The organism is Paraflavitalea speifideaquila, assembly GCF_032395985.1.
Taxonomy (GTDB): Bacteria; Bacteroidota; Bacteroidia; order Chitinophagales; family Chitinophagaceae; genus Paraflavitalea; species Paraflavitalea speifideaquila.
Genome location: NZ_CP135920.1, coordinates 5,302,535 through 5,324,104 on the forward strand (window position 1 = coordinate 5,302,535; position 21,570 = coordinate 5,324,104).

At 43.4% G+C, this 21,570-nt stretch carries 29 protein-coding genes and 1 pseudogene; 3 read left to right on the forward strand and 27 right to left on the reverse strand.

Annotated features, from left to right (window positions below; all coding sequences use genetic code 11):
* Positions 1-63 precede the first annotated feature (63 nt).
* The 20 genes from RS881_RS36555 to RS881_RS60410 form a co-directional block, all read right to left on the reverse strand.
* Positions 64-597, reverse strand: coding sequence for a hypothetical protein (locus RS881_RS36555; RefSeq protein ID WP_315815282.1), 534 nt, complete (start codon positions 595-597; stop codon positions 64-66).
* Complete coding sequence (locus RS881_RS36560) at positions 549-1,682, reverse strand: hypothetical protein (protein WP_315815283.1); 1,134 nt, start codon at positions 1,680-1,682, stop codon at positions 549-551. The genes RS881_RS36555 and RS881_RS36560 overlap by 49 nt, the downstream gene beginning before the upstream one ends.
* Positions 1,649-2,062 (reverse strand): hypothetical protein, encoded by a 414-nt coding sequence (locus RS881_RS36565; protein WP_315815284.1) that lies wholly within the window; start codon positions 2,060-2,062, stop codon positions 1,649-1,651. The genes RS881_RS36560 and RS881_RS36565 overlap by 34 nt, the downstream gene beginning before the upstream one ends.
* A 131-nt stretch (positions 2,063-2,193) precedes the next feature.
* Positions 2,194-2,733 carry a hypothetical protein gene (locus RS881_RS36570; RefSeq protein WP_315815285.1) on the reverse strand — a complete coding sequence of 180 codons (540 nt, stop codon included), beginning with the start codon at positions 2,731-2,733 and terminating at the stop codon, positions 2,194-2,196.
* 67 nt (positions 2,734-2,800) lie between these two features.
* Positions 2,801-3,601 carry a thioredoxin family protein gene (locus RS881_RS36575; RefSeq protein ID WP_315815286.1) on the reverse strand — a complete coding sequence of 267 codons (801 nt, stop codon included), beginning with the start codon at positions 3,599-3,601 and terminating at the stop codon, positions 2,801-2,803.
* 23 nt (positions 3,602-3,624) lie between these two features.
* Positions 3,625-4,362, reverse strand: a complete 738-nt coding sequence (locus RS881_RS36580) for a RagB/SusD family nutrient uptake outer membrane protein (RefSeq protein WP_315815287.1) — start codon at positions 4,360-4,362, stop codon at positions 3,625-3,627.
* Positions 4,359-4,769 (reverse strand): RagB/SusD family nutrient uptake outer membrane protein, encoded by a 411-nt coding sequence (locus RS881_RS36585; RefSeq protein ID WP_315815288.1) that lies wholly within the window; start codon positions 4,767-4,769, stop codon positions 4,359-4,361. Before RS881_RS36585 ends, RS881_RS36580 begins: the two co-directional genes overlap by 4 nt.
* The gene (locus tag RS881_RS36590) at positions 4,747-5,016 is read right to left on the reverse strand and encodes a hypothetical protein (RefSeq protein WP_315815289.1); all 270 of its coding nucleotides are present in this window, start codon (positions 5,014-5,016) and stop codon (positions 4,747-4,749) included. The genes RS881_RS36585 and RS881_RS36590 overlap by 23 nt, the downstream gene beginning before the upstream one ends.
* A gap of 181 nt (positions 5,017-5,197) precedes the next feature.
* Positions 5,198-5,716: a hypothetical protein gene (locus RS881_RS36595; protein WP_315815290.1), complete on the reverse strand. Its 519-nt coding sequence runs from the start codon at positions 5,714-5,716 to the stop codon at positions 5,198-5,200.
* Complete coding sequence (locus RS881_RS36600; RefSeq protein WP_315815291.1) at positions 5,713-6,135, reverse strand: hypothetical protein; 423 nt, start codon at positions 6,133-6,135, stop codon at positions 5,713-5,715. The genes RS881_RS36595 and RS881_RS36600 overlap by 4 nt, the downstream gene beginning before the upstream one ends.
* Before the next feature lie 7 nt (positions 6,136-6,142).
* Positions 6,143-6,862 carry a SusC/RagA family TonB-linked outer membrane protein gene (locus RS881_RS36605; protein WP_350339988.1) on the reverse strand — a complete coding sequence of 240 codons (720 nt, stop codon included), beginning with the start codon at positions 6,860-6,862 and terminating at the stop codon, positions 6,143-6,145.
* A gap of 184 nt (positions 6,863-7,046) precedes the next feature.
* Complete coding sequence (locus RS881_RS36610) at positions 7,047-7,289, reverse strand: hypothetical protein (RefSeq protein WP_315815292.1); 243 nt, start codon at positions 7,287-7,289, stop codon at positions 7,047-7,049.
* Positions 7,286-7,438, reverse strand: a complete 153-nt coding sequence (locus RS881_RS36615; RefSeq protein ID WP_315815293.1) for a hypothetical protein — start codon at positions 7,436-7,438, stop codon at positions 7,286-7,288. Before RS881_RS36615 ends, RS881_RS36610 begins: the two co-directional genes overlap by 4 nt.
* Entirely contained in the window at positions 7,435-7,851 is a 417-nt protein-coding gene (locus RS881_RS36620; RefSeq protein ID WP_315815294.1) for a TonB-dependent receptor plug domain-containing protein, read from the reverse strand. Before RS881_RS36620 ends, RS881_RS36615 begins: the two co-directional genes overlap by 4 nt.
* Before the next feature lie 86 nt (positions 7,852-7,937).
* Positions 7,938-8,291, reverse strand: coding sequence for a carboxypeptidase-like regulatory domain-containing protein (locus tag RS881_RS36625; protein ID WP_315815295.1), 354 nt, complete (start codon positions 8,289-8,291; stop codon positions 7,938-7,940).
* Between the two features lie 941 nt (positions 8,292-9,232).
* Complete coding sequence (locus tag RS881_RS61860) at positions 9,233-9,331, reverse strand: hypothetical protein (RefSeq protein WP_425476399.1); 99 nt, start codon at positions 9,329-9,331, stop codon at positions 9,233-9,235.
* On the reverse strand, positions 9,298-9,720 hold the full coding sequence (locus RS881_RS36630; protein WP_315815296.1) for a FecR family protein: 423 nt from the start codon (positions 9,718-9,720) through the stop codon (positions 9,298-9,300). Before RS881_RS36630 ends, RS881_RS61860 begins: the two co-directional genes overlap by 34 nt.
* The gene (locus RS881_RS36635; protein WP_315815297.1) at positions 9,671-10,255 is read right to left on the reverse strand and encodes a FecR family protein; all 585 of its coding nucleotides are present in this window, start codon (positions 10,253-10,255) and stop codon (positions 9,671-9,673) included. The genes RS881_RS36630 and RS881_RS36635 overlap by 50 nt, the downstream gene beginning before the upstream one ends.
* A gap of 844 nt (positions 10,256-11,099) precedes the next feature.
* A complete protein-coding gene (locus tag RS881_RS36640) occupies positions 11,100-11,615 on the reverse strand; it encodes an RNA polymerase sigma-70 factor (RefSeq protein ID WP_315815298.1) in 516 nt (171 codons plus the stop codon).
* Between the two features lie 548 nt (positions 11,616-12,163).
* Complete coding sequence (locus tag RS881_RS60410) at positions 12,164-12,307, reverse strand: hypothetical protein (RefSeq protein ID WP_350339989.1); 144 nt, start codon at positions 12,305-12,307, stop codon at positions 12,164-12,166.
* A 1,169-nt stretch (positions 12,308-13,476) separates the two neighbouring features.
* Here RS881_RS60410 and RS881_RS36645 point away from each other — a divergent pair.
* The 3 genes and pseudogenes from RS881_RS36645 to RS881_RS36655 all read left to right on the forward strand — a co-directional run bounded on the left by RS881_RS36645 (position 13,477) and on the right by RS881_RS36655 (position 16,387).
* A complete protein-coding gene (locus RS881_RS36645) occupies positions 13,477-13,791 on the forward strand; it encodes a hypothetical protein (protein ID WP_315815299.1) in 315 nt (104 codons plus the stop codon).
* A gap of 1,515 nt (positions 13,792-15,306) precedes the next feature.
* A pseudogene (gene ltrA / locus RS881_RS36650) lies at positions 15,307-16,001 on the forward strand (group II intron reverse transcriptase/maturase).
* Positions 15,998-16,387: a group II intron maturase-specific domain-containing protein gene (locus RS881_RS36655; protein WP_315815300.1), complete on the forward strand. Its 390-nt coding sequence runs from the start codon at positions 15,998-16,000 to the stop codon at positions 16,385-16,387. The pseudogene ltrA and the gene RS881_RS36655 overlap by 4 nt, the downstream one beginning before the upstream one ends.
* A 931-nt stretch (positions 16,388-17,318) precedes the next feature.
* Here RS881_RS36655 and RS881_RS36660 read toward each other — a convergent pair.
* The 7 genes from RS881_RS36660 to RS881_RS36690 form a co-directional block, all read right to left on the reverse strand.
* A complete protein-coding gene (locus tag RS881_RS36660) occupies positions 17,319-17,552 on the reverse strand; it encodes a membrane dipeptidase (protein ID WP_315815301.1) in 234 nt (77 codons plus the stop codon).
* Positions 17,498-18,388, reverse strand: a complete 891-nt coding sequence (locus tag RS881_RS36665; RefSeq protein ID WP_315815302.1) for a dipeptidase — start codon at positions 18,386-18,388, stop codon at positions 17,498-17,500. Before RS881_RS36665 ends, RS881_RS36660 begins: the two co-directional genes overlap by 55 nt.
* 105 nt (positions 18,389-18,493) lie before the next feature.
* A complete protein-coding gene (locus tag RS881_RS36670) occupies positions 18,494-18,916 on the reverse strand; it encodes a type III PLP-dependent enzyme domain-containing protein (RefSeq protein ID WP_315815303.1) in 423 nt (140 codons plus the stop codon).
* 29 nt (positions 18,917-18,945) lie between these two features.
* Positions 18,946-19,506 carry an alanine racemase gene (locus tag RS881_RS36675; RefSeq protein ID WP_315815304.1) on the reverse strand — a complete coding sequence of 187 codons (561 nt, stop codon included), beginning with the start codon at positions 19,504-19,506 and terminating at the stop codon, positions 18,946-18,948.
* A gap of 119 nt (positions 19,507-19,625) precedes the next feature.
* Entirely contained in the window at positions 19,626-20,096 is a 471-nt protein-coding gene (locus RS881_RS36680; RefSeq protein WP_315815305.1) for a RidA family protein, read from the reverse strand.
* Positions 20,097-20,114: 18 nt separating this feature from the next.
* Positions 20,115-20,729, reverse strand: coding sequence for a GntT/GntP/DsdX family permease (locus RS881_RS36685; protein ID WP_315824717.1), 615 nt, complete (start codon positions 20,727-20,729; stop codon positions 20,115-20,117).
* Positions 20,636-21,430 (reverse strand): GntT/GntP/DsdX family permease, encoded by a 795-nt coding sequence (locus RS881_RS36690; protein ID WP_315815306.1) that lies wholly within the window; start codon positions 21,428-21,430, stop codon positions 20,636-20,638. Before RS881_RS36690 ends, RS881_RS36685 begins: the two co-directional genes overlap by 94 nt.
* Between the last annotated feature and the right edge of the window lie 140 nt (positions 21,431-21,570).

The following is a 21,570-nucleotide window of genomic DNA, read 5'->3' on the forward strand; positions in this document are numbered from 1 at the left end:
ATTGTTTAAAGGAATGTAATTCTGTTGTGAGCCAATTGTACGCTTTCTGCGGTTGCAGGTTGGTTAAGGGTTTATATTTTTAAAATCTGTGGTCACAAAATAGTTAGGCGCCTCGGTAGCCGTTTGGCGCTGCACAATCCAGGTAGCTGCATCCCTTGCTTTTAATGGCTGCATACCATAGTTATATAGTCCCACATGTGTTGGCCGCAGGCTTCGCATAAGGCAGGGGCCCATAAACAGTAATTCCGGGTCATTAGCCGCACCCAACGGCTTCCTGAAAAAGCCATTGTATTTATTTCGGAGATTAAACGCTTTTAATAGCAGCGCTTCCTTTTTGGGAACTTTTGGAATCACGGGATCATAACGATCACCATTCAGCAGGCTTAACATTACCTCATGCAAGCGTCCATAACCATTGGTCAGGTTGATGGCGGGCTTTTTACCGGTGATGTCTAATTGCCAGATATCAAAATTATCATACACCAGCAACCCGGCCTCGCCCTCTATCCAGGCTGCGATCCCGACTTCCCAACGAGGCTTTTCATCAGTTAGCAGGTAAGATGATGTACTACCCAGCAGTCCGGCAGGCGCGCCCACAGATATGTCCGTTGTTTTGCGGCTACGCAGGTCATAACTAAAATAATGACAATCCTGGCCGGCATCAAAATAAACCAGGTAATTACCTTCCGGGGAAACCAGATATTATAATCATAGTTTGCTTTTGTTGGCAATAAACGGCGGGTACCGTCTTTTAGTGATAGCACCCAGTTGCTGTCCCTGTCATAATCCTTTTCCCAAAAACGGTCCCCGTAAATTTTCTTTCCCGGCTTTTTAATAACAGCAAAATCACCTTTTAGTAGATATAGCTTTTCACCCTCCTTCTCCAGGCACATTGCCCGACGCTCTTTCACATTGATGATTGCCTTGTAAGTTACAGGCTCCTTCAACAGTTGGGATTGAGTACTTTGAAGAATGGTATCCTGGTAGCTCCATATATCCAGTTGTACTGCATCGGGGCCGGGCTTCCGGGAATCCGGCTGCGGTAGTAAAGCAAATTGAATATAACGGTCATTATCCGTAAATGATGCTGTGCCCTGTATGAATAAGCCCGCATCAATACCCGCTGTTTGTTGGTTTACTTTTAGTACTGCTTTGTCCATGCCGGCTGCATAATACCAGATGGCATTTGCATTGGCATTTTGCAACGTAAATACCAGTTGCCTGCCGCTTCCGTCTATGGTATAATTGCTTACCTGAATGCTGCTATCGCTGGTTTCCCAAATCGTTTGGGCTGCTCCCTGTGGCAGGCTTACATATTGTAAACTTGTGGTGCTTTTGGTGTTCTGCTTTTCTTCTACCTTCAATAACAGCAATTGCCCATCCCTGTGGAACAGGTAACCGGTAACATACGAAAATACCCTTTCCCTGTCTGTTGCAAGGTGATAAATGAATAAATCCTTTGATTCGTTATTGAGCTGGCCAATCAGCCAATTATTGCTCTCGTCAAAACTATAATCAGCTACTTCATTAAAGTGTTTTACTTTTCCTGTCAGCAGGTTTTGCAATACGAGCGTGTTATTATCCTTTAATGTATAGGCAAGCCATTCATTCCGGTCATTATGTGGCAATTGATAAGAAACCACTCCCTTCACGCAGCGTGGCTGTTCGCCTCCTGTGGGCAAATAGCAGAGTGTTTCCTTGTCCTGGAATATATATTGTTTGCTGTCGCCTGAAAAAAGCCCGGGCTTCCGCCAGGGAAAGTCTTCCTCCAGGAATTATTGGTACTCTGTACTACCAGGCTATCCGGCCGCTTGTAAGAAGGCCCGAATCCTCGTTCAATGGTATAAGCAAAATACCGGCCGTTGGGACTGCTGGACAGATTACCCGGCTCCAGCACCGGCCAGTTATCAATAGCTTCAAAATCCAAAGGCGGTTTATTCCCTTTGGCAAGCGTATGACTCCAGACATATTGGTTGAGGTCCCATTGTGCGTATCCGGTTTGGGAAATAGCTGGCTCCCGGCCAACAGTAAGCTGTGCCGGCACACCAAGGGTATTACTCACTAAAAAAATAAAACAAGCACTTGCTTCATACTTGGTACTTTATGAGTAAGGTAAGAATAAAAGAACAGTACTATATAAGGGTTATTATTTATATTATGCGAAAGGGGGTTCAGGCGAAAAATAAAGGACCCTTAATGGTAGCCCCATACGGCGCCATGGGTTGGTTCTCCTCTTTTCATTTGCCTGACGACTTCTTTAAAAAGTTCTCTCTCCGGCCATAGAGCTGCCGCTTTTTCTTCCCATTGGATGGCTTCTACTGTTCTTCCTGCTTTGTACAGTAAATTGGCATAGGTATCCATTATTGATGCGAAACCCTTTTCGACAGGATGGGGATTCTGATCAAATATTTTCCTCATCCATTGGATAGCTTCATCAATCAGTTGTTTATCGGTAGTATGCAAAAAAATATTCCATGCAACGCTGTTCAACTGCGCTCTTTGATTATGGTCTGTAAGATCGGGCGGATATTCCTTTAAATATTGTAAACTGTATTTTCCGAATGCGTGATAATTCCTGTTCCTTTCGTACCAATGTTTCCGCGCCTGCAGCAAATTTCGTTTGGCATAAGTAGTATTAAATCCCTTCCGGATCTCTCTATACAGTTTTTCCCAATCAGCCTCCTGGTAATTGGCTTTTAGCCCCGGTCCGGTCAGTATCATTCCAGCATCCATAGCTATGGATGAATCCCTATTTTGCACTATCAAAAAGGAAGCACCAGCTCATCCATAATGGTACGATCTACAACTGCGGCTGCATATCCTTTTTATTCATCACCTTATCAATCCTGTCTCCATCTTTGTAGAAGAATTGGAATATTCTTGTTTTGCTACTTAGTAAAAAAGAGGACCACAACTCAATATGCTCCTTCGAATAACGCTCTTCCGGGTTTAACCCCATTATATAATCTGTATGCCTTTTCACTAGGTTCATGGCTAAAACTGAATCCTCTAATTGAAACGCTGTTTTAATCATATAGGGCATTCGATTGTAATGGAGAACCCCTTTTCGATATTCCGCTACCAGGTGGTCGTATTCCGCATAGGGATCATTGTAGGTTTTTCCGGTCGCCAGGGCATTCTTTCCAAGCGTTAAAAAATCATTCACTGCCATAAAGCCTGTTGACTTCTCCACAACAATTCTTTGAGGAGATAAAAAGATAAAAGTGGGTAATTCCAACACTTTGTATGCACTCTTAATGGTGGCTGCATCGTTATACCAGCTTTGAACAAATGCATTGTCCTGCTTCGTTTTGTCCATCTGGACCTTTACACAAACAAACCGGTCATTATAATAATTGCCCACTGTATCATTAGCGTACACCTCTTTATCCATCTTTTTGCATGGCGCGCACCAGGTAGCGTAGACATCTATGAAAATGTACTTATTTTCTCTCTTTGCTTTTTCCTTTACCTGCTGCCAGGTTAAACCTTCTGTCCATTGAATGGCGGAGATTGTTGCCAGTTTTGTGTTATCTATTTGCTTTTCTTGCGTTTTTGCTAACAAAGGAATCATAAACAGTAAGAGCAAAATCCGTTTCATAAATTTCTGTTTGTTTTTCACTTTCAGTATCCTGCATTTTGCGTCATGTTGGGCGAGATCAGCAAATCCGTTACTGGCAGCGGGAACCATTGCTGGTACGATTGCCAGGGTGCGCCATTCGCTTTTTGTGGTGTTACCACGCTCATCACCGCATCAATCTTACCTGTCCGCTTCAAATCAAACCAGCGATGCCCCCATTCAGAAAATAGTTCCACTTGGCGTTCATGAAGTATAGCTGTTAATAAGGAAGCTTGATCATTGGCTGTTGTTGTGGCCAATCCTGCTCTCGTACGAATAGCATTCAGATCGGATTGCGCCTCTACAATTTTGTTCTGTAGCGCCCTGGCTTCAGCCCTTATTAAGTATAGCTCAGCCAGTCGAAGCACCATAAAATATTCCTGCAACCCATCAATGGTATTTACGCCAGGCGAGGCATTGATTTTGTATTTATATGGATAGATCACTGTATCCAAAACCAAAGGTGTAGTTGTAATTGGGTAAATGGTCGTATCTAACCAATTTCCATAAACAGCCCGCTGGTCATTTGCTTCAAAGCTATTCAACAAGTGATCGCTTAGGTAAACAGGATTGTCAGTACCTACAATGCTGGGGCCTGTTGGTGGAATAACCAGGGTTTGGCCTTCGCGTGTATTAAAATCAATATCGGCAGGTTGTATCTGCCAGATGGCCTCGCGGCTGTTTTTCAGGAATACATTGTTTAAGGAAGGGAGTAAGTCATAAAGAGCATTATTGTTTATCACCTCGGTTGATTTAGCCTCTGCCTTACTAAAATCTCCTGTGTACAAATACGCCCGGGCAAGTAATGCTTTAGCTGCCCACCTGGTAGGGCGCACTCTCTCTGAAGTGTTTTTACCAGCGTTACATCCAGGTAATCGTTGCTTAATTGCTGCTCCGCTTCCAGCAGGTCGGTAATGATCTGTTCATATACCTTTGCCTGGGGTGAGCGGGCCAGCAGGGTATTGGCCTGAGGGTCTGTGGTCAGTGCCAGCGGCACATCCCCAAATTCATTCACGAGGTAGAAATACATAAAGGCCTGCATGAATTTTGCTTCTCCCAGTAACTGCTGTTTTACGGCAGGAGTTAAAGTAGTTGAACGGGTTAGCCCTTCGATGGCAGCATTGCATTTAAAAACAAAATTGTACAACAAGGGCCAGTGCTCTGCTCCGGTTGCTGAATAAATCTGTTTGTAATAAAGCATTTTGATAAAAGGCCAAGTAAGTTGGCTGTGTAATACCCGCGGCAAGTGTATATTCGTCTGCCGCCAACCCGGCAAATAAAGCAACACTACCAAATGTCAAACTTCCCTGAAAAGGAGTAGTATTCATGTCGCTATACATTGCAGTAAGCACAGATATAGCAGTAGCATCGTTGTTATACACAGCATTTTCCGCCACCTGGTCAGTAGGTATGGGGGTCTCAACAAGTTTTTGCAGGCTGTTGTGTTTAATAGCAGGAGTACACCTATAAAATGGGACAATCTTATAGTAAGCGTTTTCCCTTTTATCTTAACGATGGCAGTCATATTGAATTAATTTTTAGATTGATCATTATAATCACGTCATTCAGGTACCCTGCTCACAATTCCATGTTCACTCCTACCGTCCATAGCTGTAAGGGTGGCAGGGACCTGGTGCTCCTATTCTCCGGGTCTAATCCCGTATAATTGGTGATGGTCAACAGGTTTTGTCCCTGGAAATAAAGCCGTGCAGTTTGTATGTGTGCGTGCTGCAGCCACTGGGCGGGTAATTGCCAGGATAATGACAGGTTCTTTAAGCGTATAAAAGAAGCATCATAACTGTACCAAACATCACTCAGTAAAGGAAGGATAGCTATACCACGGCGGCGGGAAGTATAACGGGCAAATTCAGCATTATCTCCCGGTTTTTGCCAACGGTTGTTTATTAATGTAACCGGCTGATTGCTTGTACTTGCAGCAAAACTTCCAGGTGGAACGGTTGTAGTGAACCCATTAAAATAATATAAATCTCTTGATCCCTTTTGCCGTACAAATTGAAAATGAACATCCAACTGAAAGCCATTATAGCTGATGCTTTGCTGCATGCCTCCATAATATTTTGTGAGGTTGCCAATCAAAACGGCTCTGTCTTCGAAGAAATCCGGACTGGAAGTTGGGTTGCCATTCTTGTCATATACCAGGTAATCGCCGGTTGCCGGATCGACACCTGCATTTTTATAGGCCTTGATGACAGCAAGCGGTTGACCAACAATGACGCCAAAATCACCGGTAGCATAGATTGTTTTTCAATATTGGGGAAACTGATGAGTTTATTCCAGGGAATGGTAAGGTTGAGGCCACTGGTCCATAAAAAATCTTTCTTTTTAATGTTAGTGGTATTGAGCGTAAATTCCCAACTGGTATTTTGAATAGTAGCCGGCAGGTTTTGCGTAATACCGGTAAAACCTGTGGTAGAGGGGATCACATAACTTATCAACTGGTTGGAAGAACGGTTGCGGGCATAAGTGGCCCCCAGTATTACCCGGTCCTGTATCAATCAAGGTCTACTCCTCCCTGCCATTTGCGGGTTTCTTCCCACTGCAGGTGCGGATTGGGAATACGGATGGGGAAAGACCAATAGCATCCTGGTAGAGAATGCCGGGCCTTACAATTCCATACAAACTCAGGTGCTGGAAATCGCCAACCTGGTCATTACCGGTAGTGCCATAACTACCTCGCAGCTTGCCAAAGCTCAGGAAAGGAACGCCCTGCCGTATCCATTTTTCTCTGCTGAACAGCCACGCCAGTCCTACGCCCCCAAAGTTGTGCAGCTTATTGGCATCCCCGAATTTGCTGCTGCCATCACGGCGGGCGGTTAGGTTAATGATATATTTATCATTCCATACATAGTTCAGCCGGCCAAACAAGGCATTAAATTTCGACTTGCTAAAGCTGGATACATCAACACTAATTGATTGGGCTGCTCTCAATGTTTTCATCAGCAGATCACTGGAATATCCTATACCGAACAATGTAAACACTTCCGCGCTGTTTTGCTGGAGGCTGGCGCCCAACAGCCCTTCTATTTTGCCTTTGCCGGCCCTGCCCGCATACTGCAACTGGGGCTCAATAACCCAGGAACTCATATCGCGCTGTACATGTGATGCAAAACGCTGAGAAGTGGCCCTTTCTTCCGGTCTATAGGATTCCAACCGTACAGGTAGAAATAAATTGCTTTGAATATTACTGTACCCGAAACTGCTGCGGATTTCCAGGCCGGGCACTATAACGTAGCTAAGGTTGATATTGCTTACCAGGCTTTTGGTTGTATTGTTGAATTCACTTGACCGGGTATAGATTAGTGGATTTTCCCAGGTAGAAGTGCCGGCCGCATTGGGCGCCCAGTTCAGGGTGCCATCTGCATTATACAGGGAGGTGCTACAGGCGCTAAAACCAAAGCTCGCTGCGTTAAATCTGTTCCCTGGAGATGATTCCGGTCATACATATAATTGCCGGACAATTGCATTTTGAACTTTTGATTAGCAGAACTGCCGTTAATATTAAAGTGAACTGTGCCTTTTTATCGTCAAAATCTCCGGGAAATACGGTGGTTTGCCGGTTGTAGGTAGCTCCTGCCAGGTATTGCACAGCGGCTGTACCGCCGGATACACTGGCATTGATATTGGTATATTGCGCTGTACCGCCGATCAATGTTTTTGCCAGTCTGTATAGCGGGTGGTATCCCACAATGTAAGATCAAATTGATTGGAAGGGATACTGGCAATACCGTCGTTTTTAAATGCTTCATAACGCATATCAAGATATTGCCGGGTATTCATCATATTCACCTTGCGGGTCACTTTTCCCCAGCCCTGCTGCAGGTTGAAATGTAGCGTGGTGCGTCCTGCTTTCCCCTTTTGGTAGTGATCAATATAGCGCCATTGGCGGCACGGGAACCATAGATGGCAGTGGCATCTGCATCTTTTAAAACAGTGATTGATTCAATGTCGGCAGGGTTTATATAATTTAGCGGGCTACCTTCCTGTAACATCAGTTCCCGGGCGGAGTATTCCAGCACCGAAGGAAAAGGCACTCCATCAATAACGATAAACGGTTCAAGGCCGCTAGCAATACTGTTGCGGCCTTGGATGCGCACGCTTACTCCTCCACCCGGCATACCCGTTAGTTGTGTAATCTCAATGCCCGGTACCCGGCCCTGCAACGCCAGCAAGGGATTTTGAACGGGTTGCTTCTCAATATCTGCGGCCTTCACCGTAGCTATATTACCAGTACTTAAGCGCCGTGTTGTTTGCCCGTAGGCTATTATTTGTACTTCATCTAATTTTCCTTCACTTCTTTTTAATGAAAGAATAATGTTGGTATTATTTTTATAGAAACAGTTTGCGTTTCAAAACCTACATAAGAAATTTCAAGCTCTGCATTTTCATCAACACCTTTTAAAACAAACGATCCATCCCCTTTTGTAACAGTTCCAATATTTGTTCCTTTTATTCTTATGTTTGCGCCAACAAGTGGGTTACCATATTCATCTGCAATTACACCTCTTACCTCAATGGGCGGTAACGCAAAGGGCCTCTCATTTTTCAGGACATCAACGCTATTGCTGCCCTTAACATCTATTATTAATATATTTTTCCCCACTATGCTGTAAGTAAGGGGTTGATCTTTAAAACAAATATCCAGGGCATCCAATAAGAGTACATTTTTAGCTCGATGGTTACATTCCTTGCTTTTTGCAGGGCCGTAGACTCATAAAAGAAAACATAATTGGTTTGTTGCTTAATAGCATTGAATATTTTTGCAAGGGCGCATTTTTTCGGAGAGTGTCACAGTCTGAGAATTTCCTGCGGCACTTACCTGCAGGCAGCCGGCCAGTAATATAATGGCGGTTATCTTCATAATCCGTCCCGCCTGAGGCGGATTTTTAGTTTTCCGCTGCAAGCGGGATTAGTTTTGGTTCAACTCCGCCCCATAGCAGAGTTTTGGGTGATGCAAAAACTTGCATAACTTTGCTGTTGTCCGCGCGGATGAATCCATCCGGACGGGGGTTAATGAATGTTGTGTGTATCAAAACAGTTAACCCATTGCAAGCCGGCAGTGCACCAACACTTCCGGCTTTTTTGGCTCCGGCCACTCTTAATCTCCCCGCCTCATGGAAGAAATAGCGGCGAAGCCTCAACCAAGTTAACTAATCATTCCAATCTGTTTTTTCTCATAAGGCAGCAACAGAATTTTCAAGGAAGGCTATAACCCCTTATCAAGAAATTCTCTGTATTTCTTAAATGATAAGGCTTTGCTGCTTGTAATATTTTCCATGCCATACCACCTGTTGTGTCACATTGGCATGGAATGGAACGGGTTTACAAAAGGGTACTAATACCATCATTCCTTCTCCGGTAAAGCCTGGTGTTTTCCAATAGCTTAAGCTTAGCATAGTCACATGAGAAAAGAGTTAAAACTATTACCGGAAAAATTCAACTCACTTCATCCAGTTTTTAAGGATGAAATTGACTCTAAAAACATGGCTATACTTCAACCAATAACTGCTTAGCTTATTAAAAAGTGTATTTGCAAGAACTTAGAGTAAATCCTTTTTCATTGTAGTTCTTCAGAACTAATTTTATTAATTCCAATCACGGCATCACAATAATCTTTTTCCCTTCTATCCTGAATCGTATATTGTATCTTTCCAATATGGTTAATACTTGCGAAGCTGTGGTGTTGCGATGGATTTCGCCGCCAAAAAGCGTTGAGGAATTTTGCCTTCATAAACTATCTCCACATCATACCACCTTGCAATCTGGCGCATCACAGTTTCCAGATCATCACGGTTAAAATGAAAGTAACCGTTCTTCCAGGCCATTACCTGCTCAATATCTGGTGAATGGTGAATAGTGAGTGGTGAAGCCCCCTCCCGACCTCCCACGTTAGTGGAGACTTTCACCCCTGCTTGTTCACCAGGCTTAAGCAATACTTCTGATTTAATACCACCGGCTTCTTTGTCACCCTGAGCTTGTCGAAGGGTCACTCTTACACTTCCTTCAAGCAGTGTTACCTTAATTTCAGGTTCATCATCGTAAGCATTTACGTTGAATTTTGTTCCAAGTACTGTCACACTCATATCGTCTTTGCTTACAATGAAGGGTCGTTTCCCCCTCCTTCGGAGGGGCTGGGGAGGCTTCAAAATATGCCTCACCTGTGATTGACACTTTACGTTCCTTTCCAACAAAAGCAACAGGATATGTCACCGACGATCCGGCATTCAACCAAACTTTTGAGCCATCAGGGAGTGTCATGTCTATCACTTTACTTCCTTTTGGATTAGTAAGAGTATTATACTTTAATTCCCGACTCCCGACTCCTGATTCCCGACTATATAATATTTTTCCATCCGCCAGCTTCAGCAACTTTACATTTCCCTGAACTGCCATCAGCCCGTTGCCAACTGAATCGAGATAAACCGTTTTACCATCAGCGAGTGTGATCGTAGCTCTGTTTGTTTCAGGCGCTTTTACATCGTTTGTAACAATTTCAGACTTCTGACCTCCATCCCTGGCGCTACCGGAATCCCGTTTTTCAAGCACAAGCAACCAGTAACCGGCAACCAGCAACAAGACCGCCGCAACGGCTGCATACCTGCGCCATATGTTTCGCATAGATACCACCTTCGACGTTTTAAACTCCGGATTTCTAAGTGTCAGTTTTTCCCATGCTTTTTTATGCCCATTTCTTTCCGTGCTTTCTCCCGGACTTTAATTTTTCAATGAGCTGCTCAGAATTAACTGATTGTTCAAAAAATTTCCTGTTAAGCGCCGATTCATTAAGCCACTCATTAAGGTCATTGGCTTCATCAAAGGTTAATTCCTTGCGGATATATTTGAAAACCAGTCGCCCAATTTTTTTCGATATTATTTTCAATTGCTTTTGTATAAGAATTGGAAATGCTCTTTTAATGAAAACAAACGTGTAGGGCAAAATCTGCAAAAAGTTAGCCTTAGATTATAAAAGTTTTTCTTCTGATGTTGTCATTTTATAATTTATAGTGCGACTATTTATATACCTTTTGATGCGACGGGTTAATTAATCTATGAATTATAATAGTCAATGATTTGTGTGGCCTATTATGTCGCATTGATAGCTATAAAAAGCGTCGCACCAAAAGCTATAAATGACAGATGTCAAAAATGGAACCCGATGCTAATTTATCAGGAACCGGATACTACATATGGTATTCTCGATTTTGAAATCCTTATACACCAAGCAAGAGGTTATTAGATTTTGATTGATACCCAATAGCACCAGGTTAATCAAAAATGCAATTTATAGCAGCAGGTAAGCAACAAATTAGCAGCATGTTCGTGATATTTCTATTCGTCAATAATCTAAATGCTTAGCATCAGGTTACATATTGACATGAAGAGTAAATTAAATCATCTTTGGATGAAGTAAATCTTGCAATCTGATGGCGTCGGGTTGGTCAAAAACAGAATCAAGATGCATTCATATCGAAATAGTACAGCATAGGATAAGAAAAATGACAAAATAGCTATCGCTCAACATTAATTGCAAAATTTGAAGTGCTCTCCGTTTCTGACTATACACTGTATCTACAGAAATATTCAGGAGTTTTGCAATTTCAGCGGGTTTCAGGTCTTCGAAATACAGCATTTTGAAAATTCTCCGGCATGTATCGGGAAGCTCATCTATTGCTTTATGAACAGCTTCCAGTAAATCGGATTCAATTTCATAGTAGAAGCGCAATCCCTCATCTTCTTGTATTATTTCAGCAAATTCTTTTTGCCATTTTTTCTGCCAAGCAATATGTTTCAGATAATTGAGAGAAGAGTTGCGTGTAGATATGTAGAGAAATGCTTTGATGTTGGCATAGGTGTCAAATAACTCATGGCGTTCAAACAACTTCGTGAAAACATCAATGACGATATCTTCTGCCTGTTCTTTACTGCCCGTCAGCTTACGGGCGAAATAATAGAGTTCGGGATAGAAATGTTTAAACAAATTGTTAAAGGCGGCGGTATCGCCTTTTTAAATCTTAGAATAATATCATCGGAAAGAATTTTCATTTCGTCAGGTAAAACGGTGATAAACAAACGAAGCCTGCATTTTCGATGCAATTTTCAGGCTAAATTCCAGGAAGGTATTCTGTGTTAGTGGATATGATTAGGTGATAGGAGAAGTGAAATGATAAGGAGCTGTAAAATAAGCAAAGTTGATGCATTATAAATTTAGCAAAAAAAAGCCGGATTTTTAAGGGAAGTGCAGTATATGCAAAACATTGTCTCTGACGGCCTGGTTTAATAATTTTACCACGGAAATCTCATAAGCCTGTTGCTAAAATAGTTTCTTTTAAAAGAAAAACAAAATCGTTGTAGTAGTTGGTGGCAAATGCCGCTGCCAGTAATGCTTAAAGTGTAAAATGTTAATTTTAGTTTGATGGATGGGGGCTCCGAGATATGGCAAGAGGTTAATACACATGAATATCTTGAACGGGAAAGTCAATGGTAATAACACTTATTAAATAAATAACAATGTCCTAATCATGCCCTTCACCCGATTTCCTTAAGCTTCTCCCGTATATACTGCACATATCTTTCCCTGGCCAGAATGGAGGCCAGGAGGCGGTCATGTGAAGTAACTGTTTCCGGTTTTTCATCATACGCCTTAATCATGGGAAAATTATCCGGGTTCATATTGGCACGTAAAAATATTGCTGGTCACTTTCTGATGCTCCCTGCTAATAGTACAGATAAAATTCTTCGTATTTGGAAAAGAAATTCATGCAAAGAATGATTTCGCGGTTCCAGTATTGCAGCAATTCATCTTTTTGGGAAGGAGCAAAAGCTCTGCCCTATACAAAAGGGTATAGTACTCTACCTGGGCTGTAAATTGGGGTTTGATATTTTTAAAGAACTCAATTTCTTCTGTTTCATTTCCAAAGGCATAGTTTTCGATATTTTTCTGAAGCCGAAGCCAGGTTTGTTCACTGATCTGAAAGCAACACTCTATACACTGAGTACCGAATGTTCCCTGCAAGTACAGGTTTCGATTTCATTTATCAGCATTTCATATAATGGCCGCCATTGTTCCAGCATGGATGAACTTGCTATTATTGATTAAAATAGAAAATGACTTTCAAGGAGACAGCGAAACGTGCCTATATTATAAAAATGACTTAGCTAAAAATAAATAAATGTCCAGTAGCTTCGAAAGTAACCAATGCTCAAATCAGGCGCTTGCCAGGAAACGGTTGGTTGGATCATCAGGGTTCACAAAGCAGACACCATAAAAGAAACGATCTTTTTATAAGCTCAAAGTCTTGTTGTTTAAATTCGCATTTAATTCTTATAATTCTTGGCTCAAATGTGTAGCGGTTTACACTAAGGAATCTCCTACATATTTTTTATATCACCGATGAACTCGCTGAATTATCCGATCAATACGAAAATATTTTCTAAAATCAGTGTTGTGCCATCTTTGAATATTTTTATGATTAAAAGGCAAGCTGAAACAGATACGAACAAGTCATCGAAGATGAAGTCCATTTTCAAAGTTTGACGTAACTTTGGTCAGAATGTTAGAAGCCCAACCACTAATCACTCAGCTAACGTAGTAATCAAAAGCAGGATTTATCTTCTCTGATCTGATACCTGGATCACAAAAGCCGTATGCAAAGTTTATTAAATTAGTACCAAACGATCATGGCAGATTTTATTTCTCATCTAAAAATTAAACGTCATGAAAAAGAACACACCCCCTTTTCGGGAATCTCTTTGGGGCAAAGGGCAAATCCGCAGGGTCTGAAAAGACCACGCCGGTAGAAGTCTCTTATTATTCACAGACCCATGTGTTGCATCAACGGATGCATAAAGAAAGATTAACTAATGGTGAAACAGTGATGGCCAATATTTCACCGGTGCGACTGGAGAATTGTTCCTATGGTAAAATGGTTCTCTATTTCTGCCCGATGGAAACTATTGAGATCATTGAAAAGGTTAATGCCGGGGATGGGGGCTGTTTGCCGACAGAGGCAACTATTGAAGGTTTAACGGTACCCAACCGTTGCCGACCGGGGCTTTATTCATTAAAGAATATAGTGTTATCTTCTAATGGTACCCTACAAGTAATAGCTACTGAAAAACTGTTTGGGAAACTGTTTGAACTCAAACGGCCTTAATTTCACTGTGAACAAAGCTGAAATGACATGTTACAAAAATGCCGGCCAGGTCTCGGCATTATTTAGCGGTCAAAAGATATTGCTTATGATGCTATCCCTGTTAAGATGCACCTCGATTTTTTTTGACTGTTCACCGTACCGTATTAACAAATTATAGGTACCGGGTATTTTTATCTCCGGCAAAAAAATACGCCCTGTTCATCAGACTGGGAAGCTATATCCGGGTATTCATAAGATCTACCCGTAATCATGACAATAACACTATTCAAAGGCTTGCCGGAATCAGCACTATGCACAATCCCTTTTACGCTTTTTGTTTCAGTCATATATTATTGTTTAATAGGTGATGGAAATAAAACAACGGTAAAGAGCCACCATTACGCAATTTATTCCAGAGGGTATCATGATCAGGCCGGGGTTTCCATAGCCGGATACTGTTAACTACCTGGTGAAGGCAAGCAGTTATAGATTTTTATTACCTGGGATTTCTAAAGACGAGAGGGTTGCGGAAATCATTCCGGTTAATAAGGAATGTTGTTTACTGTTGAATAGCAAAGGTAGGCGCTTTTATTTCAACAATTCAAATAAATGTATATTATATGGCTTGCGAAGCAGTCCGGCATTTACATGGTAGCCAACAATCAGTTTTGTTTCTTTTTAGATTTTAAGATGCCTGGAAGATTCACCTGCCTGTCCTTTTTGAATATTAACTTAAATGCAAACAGCTTGCGAATTTATTTCAGGCTTAAAAGAAGATTTAAGCCGTTGTCGGGTGTGTCACGAATCAAAGTTCAGGATAAGTTCTTTGAATGCTGAATAAAAGATGGTAGTAGACCTACCGCGTACGCTGTGCAGACAGAGTATGCAAACCACCTGAAGGTGCTGCAATCAAAAGTTGTGGTGCTGAACGTTCAGGTAAAGACTTCGATATATCGAAATCAGGTACGTGTAAAGAAGCTGAATTTCACTGAACCGCTCATGAAGTGTCGAAACGGCTCCTTGTCATGCAAAAGCCAAAGTTTCCACGACTGAGGCTACAAACTGTAACGGATAGCTGCTTACTGGTTACAGGCTGACCGGCATTAAGGCGGCAGGAGCTTTACACAGGCTTTTATTCAGAACGTGAGAGGCTTCCTTGTTGATGTGCCAAAAGCTTTGCAGGAATCTGTAATGGAGACTGTTCAACAAATGTTCTACAGTTCATACTGCAACTCAATTTCGTTACAAACGGGAAATGCAACAAGAAGCGTCGGACGAAGCCATAGTAGTGAAGAAGTTCTTGTAATGGGAATGGAGCGAAGGGCTTCGGTTATCCAGTCACAGTATTTTATCACAACCATTAAAATGGGAGGATTGTAAAAGAAAATGACAAAGTCATTGCCTATTAGTAAACGGATGGTGTATAACAGCTATCTGAAAGTTATTGCAAAGGATGGAAGTGCAGGGATAGATAGACAGAGCATTGAACAGTTCAACGAAAAGCTGTCTGATAACCTGTACAAGCTTTGGAATCGCATGACATCAGGGAGTTATTTTCCACCACCGGTGCGAACGGTGTTTATTCCCAAGAAGCAAGGCGGTAAAAGGCCATTGGGCATACCAACAGTCAGCGATCGCATTGCACAAGGTGTAGTAAAGGATTATTTAAAACCCGAATTGGAAAAAGTCTTTCATCCAAGTTCTTTTGAATACAGACCAGGCAGAAGTGCACACGATGCAATAAAACAATGCCAGGACAACTGTATCAAATATGCATGGGTGGTTGATGTAGATATAAAGGGTTCTTTGACAACATCAGTCATGACATCATGCTGCAACTGTTGCAACAGCACACACAGGAGAAATGGGTGATGCTGTATGCAGAACGTTGGTTGAAAGCAGGAGTGGAACAAGAAGATGGAAGCATTAAAGCAAGGACAAAAGGCACACCGCAAGGTGGTGTAGCCAGCCCGCTATTTGCTAACATTTATCTGCATCAAGCTTTTGACAAATGGATGAATGAAATGAATCTGCAGAATCCCTTCGAAAGATATGCGGATGATATAGTTATCCATTGCAGCAGCAAGGAAGAAGCCGAACAGTTACTGGAAAAACTAAAAGTAAGGATGCAGCAGTTTGAGTTAGAGCTGCACCCCGATAAAACGAAGATTGTGTATTGCAAGAATTATCAACGCAATGATAAGCATGATAACAACAGCTTTACCTTTTGAGTTACAGCTTCCAGCCCAGAACAATCAAAGATAAGTTTGGCAGAAAGAACAGGCTTGTGGTGTTTAGTCCTGCTATCAGTCAGATGGCAAAGACAAATATCCGCAAAGTGCTGAAAGAAATCCTGAAGACAAGATGGAGTGATAAGTCGCTGGAGTGGTTTGCCGATGTATTGAATCCCAAAATAAGAGGATGGATGAACTACTACACCAAGTTCAACAGGATAATAGGACTCGATGTGTTTTATTATCTCAATGAATTAATTCGTCAGTGGGTTAAGAACACCTACAAGATAAAAGGGAAAGTATGGCTGTATGAGAAATATCGTAACATACAGGCTGCTAATCCAGATATGTTCTACCATTGTCGGTTGGGAGTAAAAGCATGATGGATAACAAGAGCCGTGTGAGTTGAGAGGCTCAAGCACGGTCCTGTGAGAAGTTTGGGGTGAAACTCCCTTGCTTACTCGACTGTTATCACCGACAACGACATGTTGCCATTACATCAAAAAGACTTTGTAGAAAATAATGCCGTAAATCAGCCTGAGCAAACATTAAGCGATAACCAGAATGTTACCGTAAAAGAAACTTTTACCATTTTGTTTGATTAATTCCAGCTTCTATAAAAGCTACCCTTCAATTATCGTTTCGTCATACAATTAAAAGTAAAAGGGCTCCATGAAAATTAGTGTTTCTCGCTAAGGAGCATGAACATATTGAATCCATCCGGTTCCGTTTAACGGTAAACCGGAAAGCAGAGCTTATCGTTCCCCTACTAATTTTATTTTTTTCAATCAACCCCAATCAATCCCCGATCAAAACGCAAACAGTTACGCCCATTTTTCCCGAAGGTATAGTTGGTAGTAATAGTACATATAGGTAGATTCCTATTGTATGAATCAGTTAACTGTATATTGATTAATCAACATTTTGCAAATTATAAATTAGCAAATCGGATGAAAACAATTTCCAAATCAAAGACGGCAAATTCGGAAAAATCTAATGATGATCTAATGACAAGGCCTATGATCCCATTGCAGCAGTGCAGGGATATAATGAACCGGAGGGTATTAGTATATACTGATGAGGAATTAATATTAATAAGACAGCCTCTTCGGCATTTATCCACCCCTGTCATTTATTGAAGTCCCATCAGGGTATGCCGCCCTGAGAGGGCGACCCACCCTAAAGCTACAAAGTGGCTGCTGAATGTTTTGCCCACCAATAAGCCTGCTTCACTTTATTTACAGTTATAGGTAAAAGTTTGTTTGAATGAGGCGTTTACACATGCCGGTTTATGCAAACATAGGCAGCCCGCTCCTATCCCCAGGCTTTACGCAAAAATCTCAGCCAGTTGCCATGCATAATATTTTCTATATCAGCGGTTGAATAACCCCGTTTGGACAACAAGGCCGGTATCTTTTGCAGGTCGGCAATGGTTTCCAGGTCATAAGGACTTTGTTCCTTGCCAAAGGCCCCATCCAGATCGGTACCCATACCTACATGCAGGGTATTACCAGCCAATTGGCAAATATGATCCAGGTGGTCCACCATTTTCTCCAGGTTGCATTGCATGCCTTCGGGGTAGATTGTTGTCGCACCCAATTGGGCACCATCATCCAGGCATCCAGGGCGCCACCAATCACGGCCCCTCTTTCAATCAATACCTTAATCATATCATCACTGAATTGCCGGTTGTGGTTCACCAGTGTGCGGCAATTGTTGTGGCTGGCCCATACGGGGCCTTGGAACAAGTCCATTGCATCCCAAAATGCATCGTCACACAGGTGGGTAGCATCCAGGATGATATTGAGCCGTTCCATTTCTTTAAGCAATTCCTTTCCCTGCTCATTGAGGTGGCCCGTAGCATCAGTACCATTGGCATACCTGCCCGGCCCATAGTGGGCAGGCCCTACAGCACGCAAACCATACTGGTAAGCGGTTTCCAGGTAATGGGGAGTTACCAATGAGTCGGCGCCTTCCAGGCTTAGGATATAACCCACTGGCTTGGTATGATTGGGAGTTTCATCCATCCACAAGTTCAGGTGTTGCTCCAATGCGGCGGCATCTTTGATCATCACCATCTCCCCTGCTGCTTCCATGGCCTTGTACCAGGCCAGTTGGGCCTGTGTTTGCGCCCAGGCCTGTTCGGGCGAATGCCAGCCAGGCAAGGGATTACCTGGCCCTACATAACGGGCTATCTGGGTAGCTACGACCAATCCAATATTCCCCTGCCTCAATTCGGGCAGGGCCACGGTTCCTTTTGCCCGGTCGGGCTTATCTTCCAAACCTTTCTCCCTTTCCCGAATGGCCATAACCGGTTGCCGCAGGTCGCGGTTCCATTCCATGGCATTCATGCTAAGGTCCAGGTGGGCATCGATCGTAAACATACGCTTGTACAGATTATTCTTTTGTATTCTAAATAAAATAAGCCGCCCCGCAATACGGCGGGACTTTGCTGCAAAAGTGGGGCTACAGGGCGACCCACCTTTTAGTTAAATATTGATCTTTCTATCGCGGGCTACAACTTTCCATTCTTCCACTGCCAGGTGATCCTTGACCACCAGGGCCCTTTCGTACAAGGCCACGGTGGGGCAAATATGCATGGGCACGCCATACAACACATCACCAATGGTATAGGCAGCAGCATCGGGCACTTTCAATACCAGGTGCTCTTCGCTTTGCCCGATGGGAGTAGCATCGGGTGCATTCACAAAATAAACTCTTGGAAAAGGGCTTTCGGCTGCAACCGATTTATGGCCCAGGTCTACACAAATAGTTTGGGCGTCGATAACGGAGATCACCCGGGTTATGACCAGGGCTGCATAATCGAATGCCATTTCCGGCATCTGCAGTTTATAGCCCCTGTCCCAAAATACAAAGGTACCCGGACTGCATTCCACTCCTGCCCGGTGCACATGGATAGGAAATGTGGGTGATCCACCAGCTATAATGATGGGGTAACGCCCAACTGCAACCGTACCCTGCCGGCCAGGGCCTGCACTTTGGCAAAACCTTCATCGCTTTGCTGCTTTCTTTTTATGACATCTGTTTCTTTGATCTGGCCATCATAAGCATGTAAGCCCAGCAGGCGCAAACCAGGCAAAGCAAGCGCCTGTGTATACAGGGCCAGGACTTCGTCACCCGGCAGGATACCGGTGCGGTTCATTCCTATATTGAGGTCAATGTATACATCCAGCGTAATGCCATTCTTTACAGCCACAGCAGATAGATCAGCCGCCACACCGGGATTATCCAGCAAACAGGAAAAGCGGGTGGTGGGATAAGCTTTCACCAGGTTCACCAGCCTTTGCATCTTAGGACCAATGGGCTGGTAGGCCAGCAATACATCGGGGGCCTTTATCAGTGCCAACATCTCTGCTTCGGCAATGGTAGCACATTTGAATTTGGTGATCCCTTCATCCAACATCAACTGGCATACTTCTGCTATCTTATTGGTCTTGACATGCGGGCGCAACAAGGATACATTGCCCGACAGCTGTTTCAATAAACGTATATTCTCCTTTATCCTGTCATAATACAGCACCAATGCGGGGAATCAATCTCCGCAATATTGTTGATGGTATACCAATCTACAGGTTTATTACCCATCATATATTGTTCAATTTAATGTAACTCAAACATGGCTTCTATTTCCACCGGAATATTATCGGGCAGGGAGCCAAATCCTACTGCACTGCGTACGCCTATACCATACTCTTCGCCCCAGATGGCTGCAAACAATTCGCTACAACCATTGATCACATAGGGGTGGCGCTCAAAATCGGGGGTACAGTTCACCATGCCCAATATTTTGATCACCCGCTTTACCATATCCAGGTCGCCTACATGGGTACGGATAGTAGAGAGGATGGTGAGGCCCACCTGGCGGGCGGCCATCTTACCCTGCTCTATATCGAGGTCTTTACCAATACGCCCGGTAATCAGGCTCTTGTTATTGAGCACCGGGCCATGGCCTGAAATATACAGGTACTTCCCATCAATTAAATAAGGTTTGTAAACACCTAATGGTGTGGGTGCCGGAGGTAAGCTTAACCCTAACTGTACAAACTGCTCTTCTGCGCTTTTAAGTGTCATATCCTTCATGGTGAGTTTTTAGATCCATAAACTTAATATCAGTACACCTATTAGCCCGACGATAGAAACAATGGTTTCCATGACCGACCAGGTTTTGAGTGTGTCTTTGATGCTGAGGTTAAAGTATTCTTTAAACAGCCAGAACCCCGAATCATTCACATGGGAAAACATAAGGCTGCCCGCCCCTACGGATAATACCATCAGGTTGGGGTTAACGGCCGATTGGGCCACCAGGGGCCCAATGATACCAGCGGTGGTGAGTCCGGCCACAGTGGCCGACCCTACGCAAACCCTGATGATGGCAGCCATGAGCCATCCCAATACGAGTGGATGTAAAGGCCAGGATTGTAAAGCAATGGCAATTTCATTGCTGACGCCACTATCAGACAATACTTGTTTCAAGGCGCCAGCCCCTGCTATAATGAGCAGGATCATAGCAATATCTTTTACGGCATCGGTATACATATCCATCACGGCCTTTATGGAGAGGCCGGTACCAGTGCCCAATGTAAAGGTGGCCACCAATATGGCTATCAGCATCACCACGGCGGGATCGCCTGCAAAGACAGTACGGCTTTGGCCTGGGAAGAAGCCTGCGGAAAGCAGTAAGGCAATGCCGTAGTGACCATCAATAAAAACACGGGCAGCAGGGAACTCATAAAGCTATTGGCGGTTCCCGGCAGTTTGGCCGTTGCAATGTCTTTAGGCCTGAATGTTTGTAAGGGTTCGGAGTGTACCTTTTTCAGAAACTGTGCAAACACAGGGCCTGCAATGATAATAGCAGGAATGGCTACTACCAAACCATACAATAGGGTAAGCCCCATATTGGCATGCAGTTGCCCTACGAGGGCAACGGGTGAGGGATGCGGGGGCAGAAAACCGTGGGTAACGGATAAAGCAGCCAACATGGGTAAACCCACATAAATAGCGGGCAGCTTATATTCATACACCACCGAAAAGATCAAGGGTACCATTAATACAAATCCAACGCCATAATACAGGGGAATGCCAATGATAAAGCCGGTAACCATTAATGCCCACTGCATATAACGCGGGCCAAACGCTTTCATAAGTACCGCCGTTATTTGCCGGGCAGCGCCGCTTTCGGCCACGATCTTGCCCAACATCGCCCCGAAAATAATAATGATCACCAATGAACCCAGGGTATCGCCCATGCCTTTTTGTACTGAACCGATCACCTTATCCAAAGGCAACTGTAACAGGATGCCCGCCAGTACCGACACCAGCAGGAATGCCAGGAAAGTATTGAACTTGCCCCAGGTGGTGAGCAGGATCAACAGACCAATACATACCAGTACAATGATATATGACATGCTAAGGGCTTTTACTATCGGTTAATTCAAATTTTCTTCTTCCCTTCAGAGCTGACACCTCTTAAAACGAAGGTGAGTCACCCTGCTGCCCGGCACAGCAGCCCGGCAGGGTGGCCCACCTTTGTCTGCCTTGCAAACGA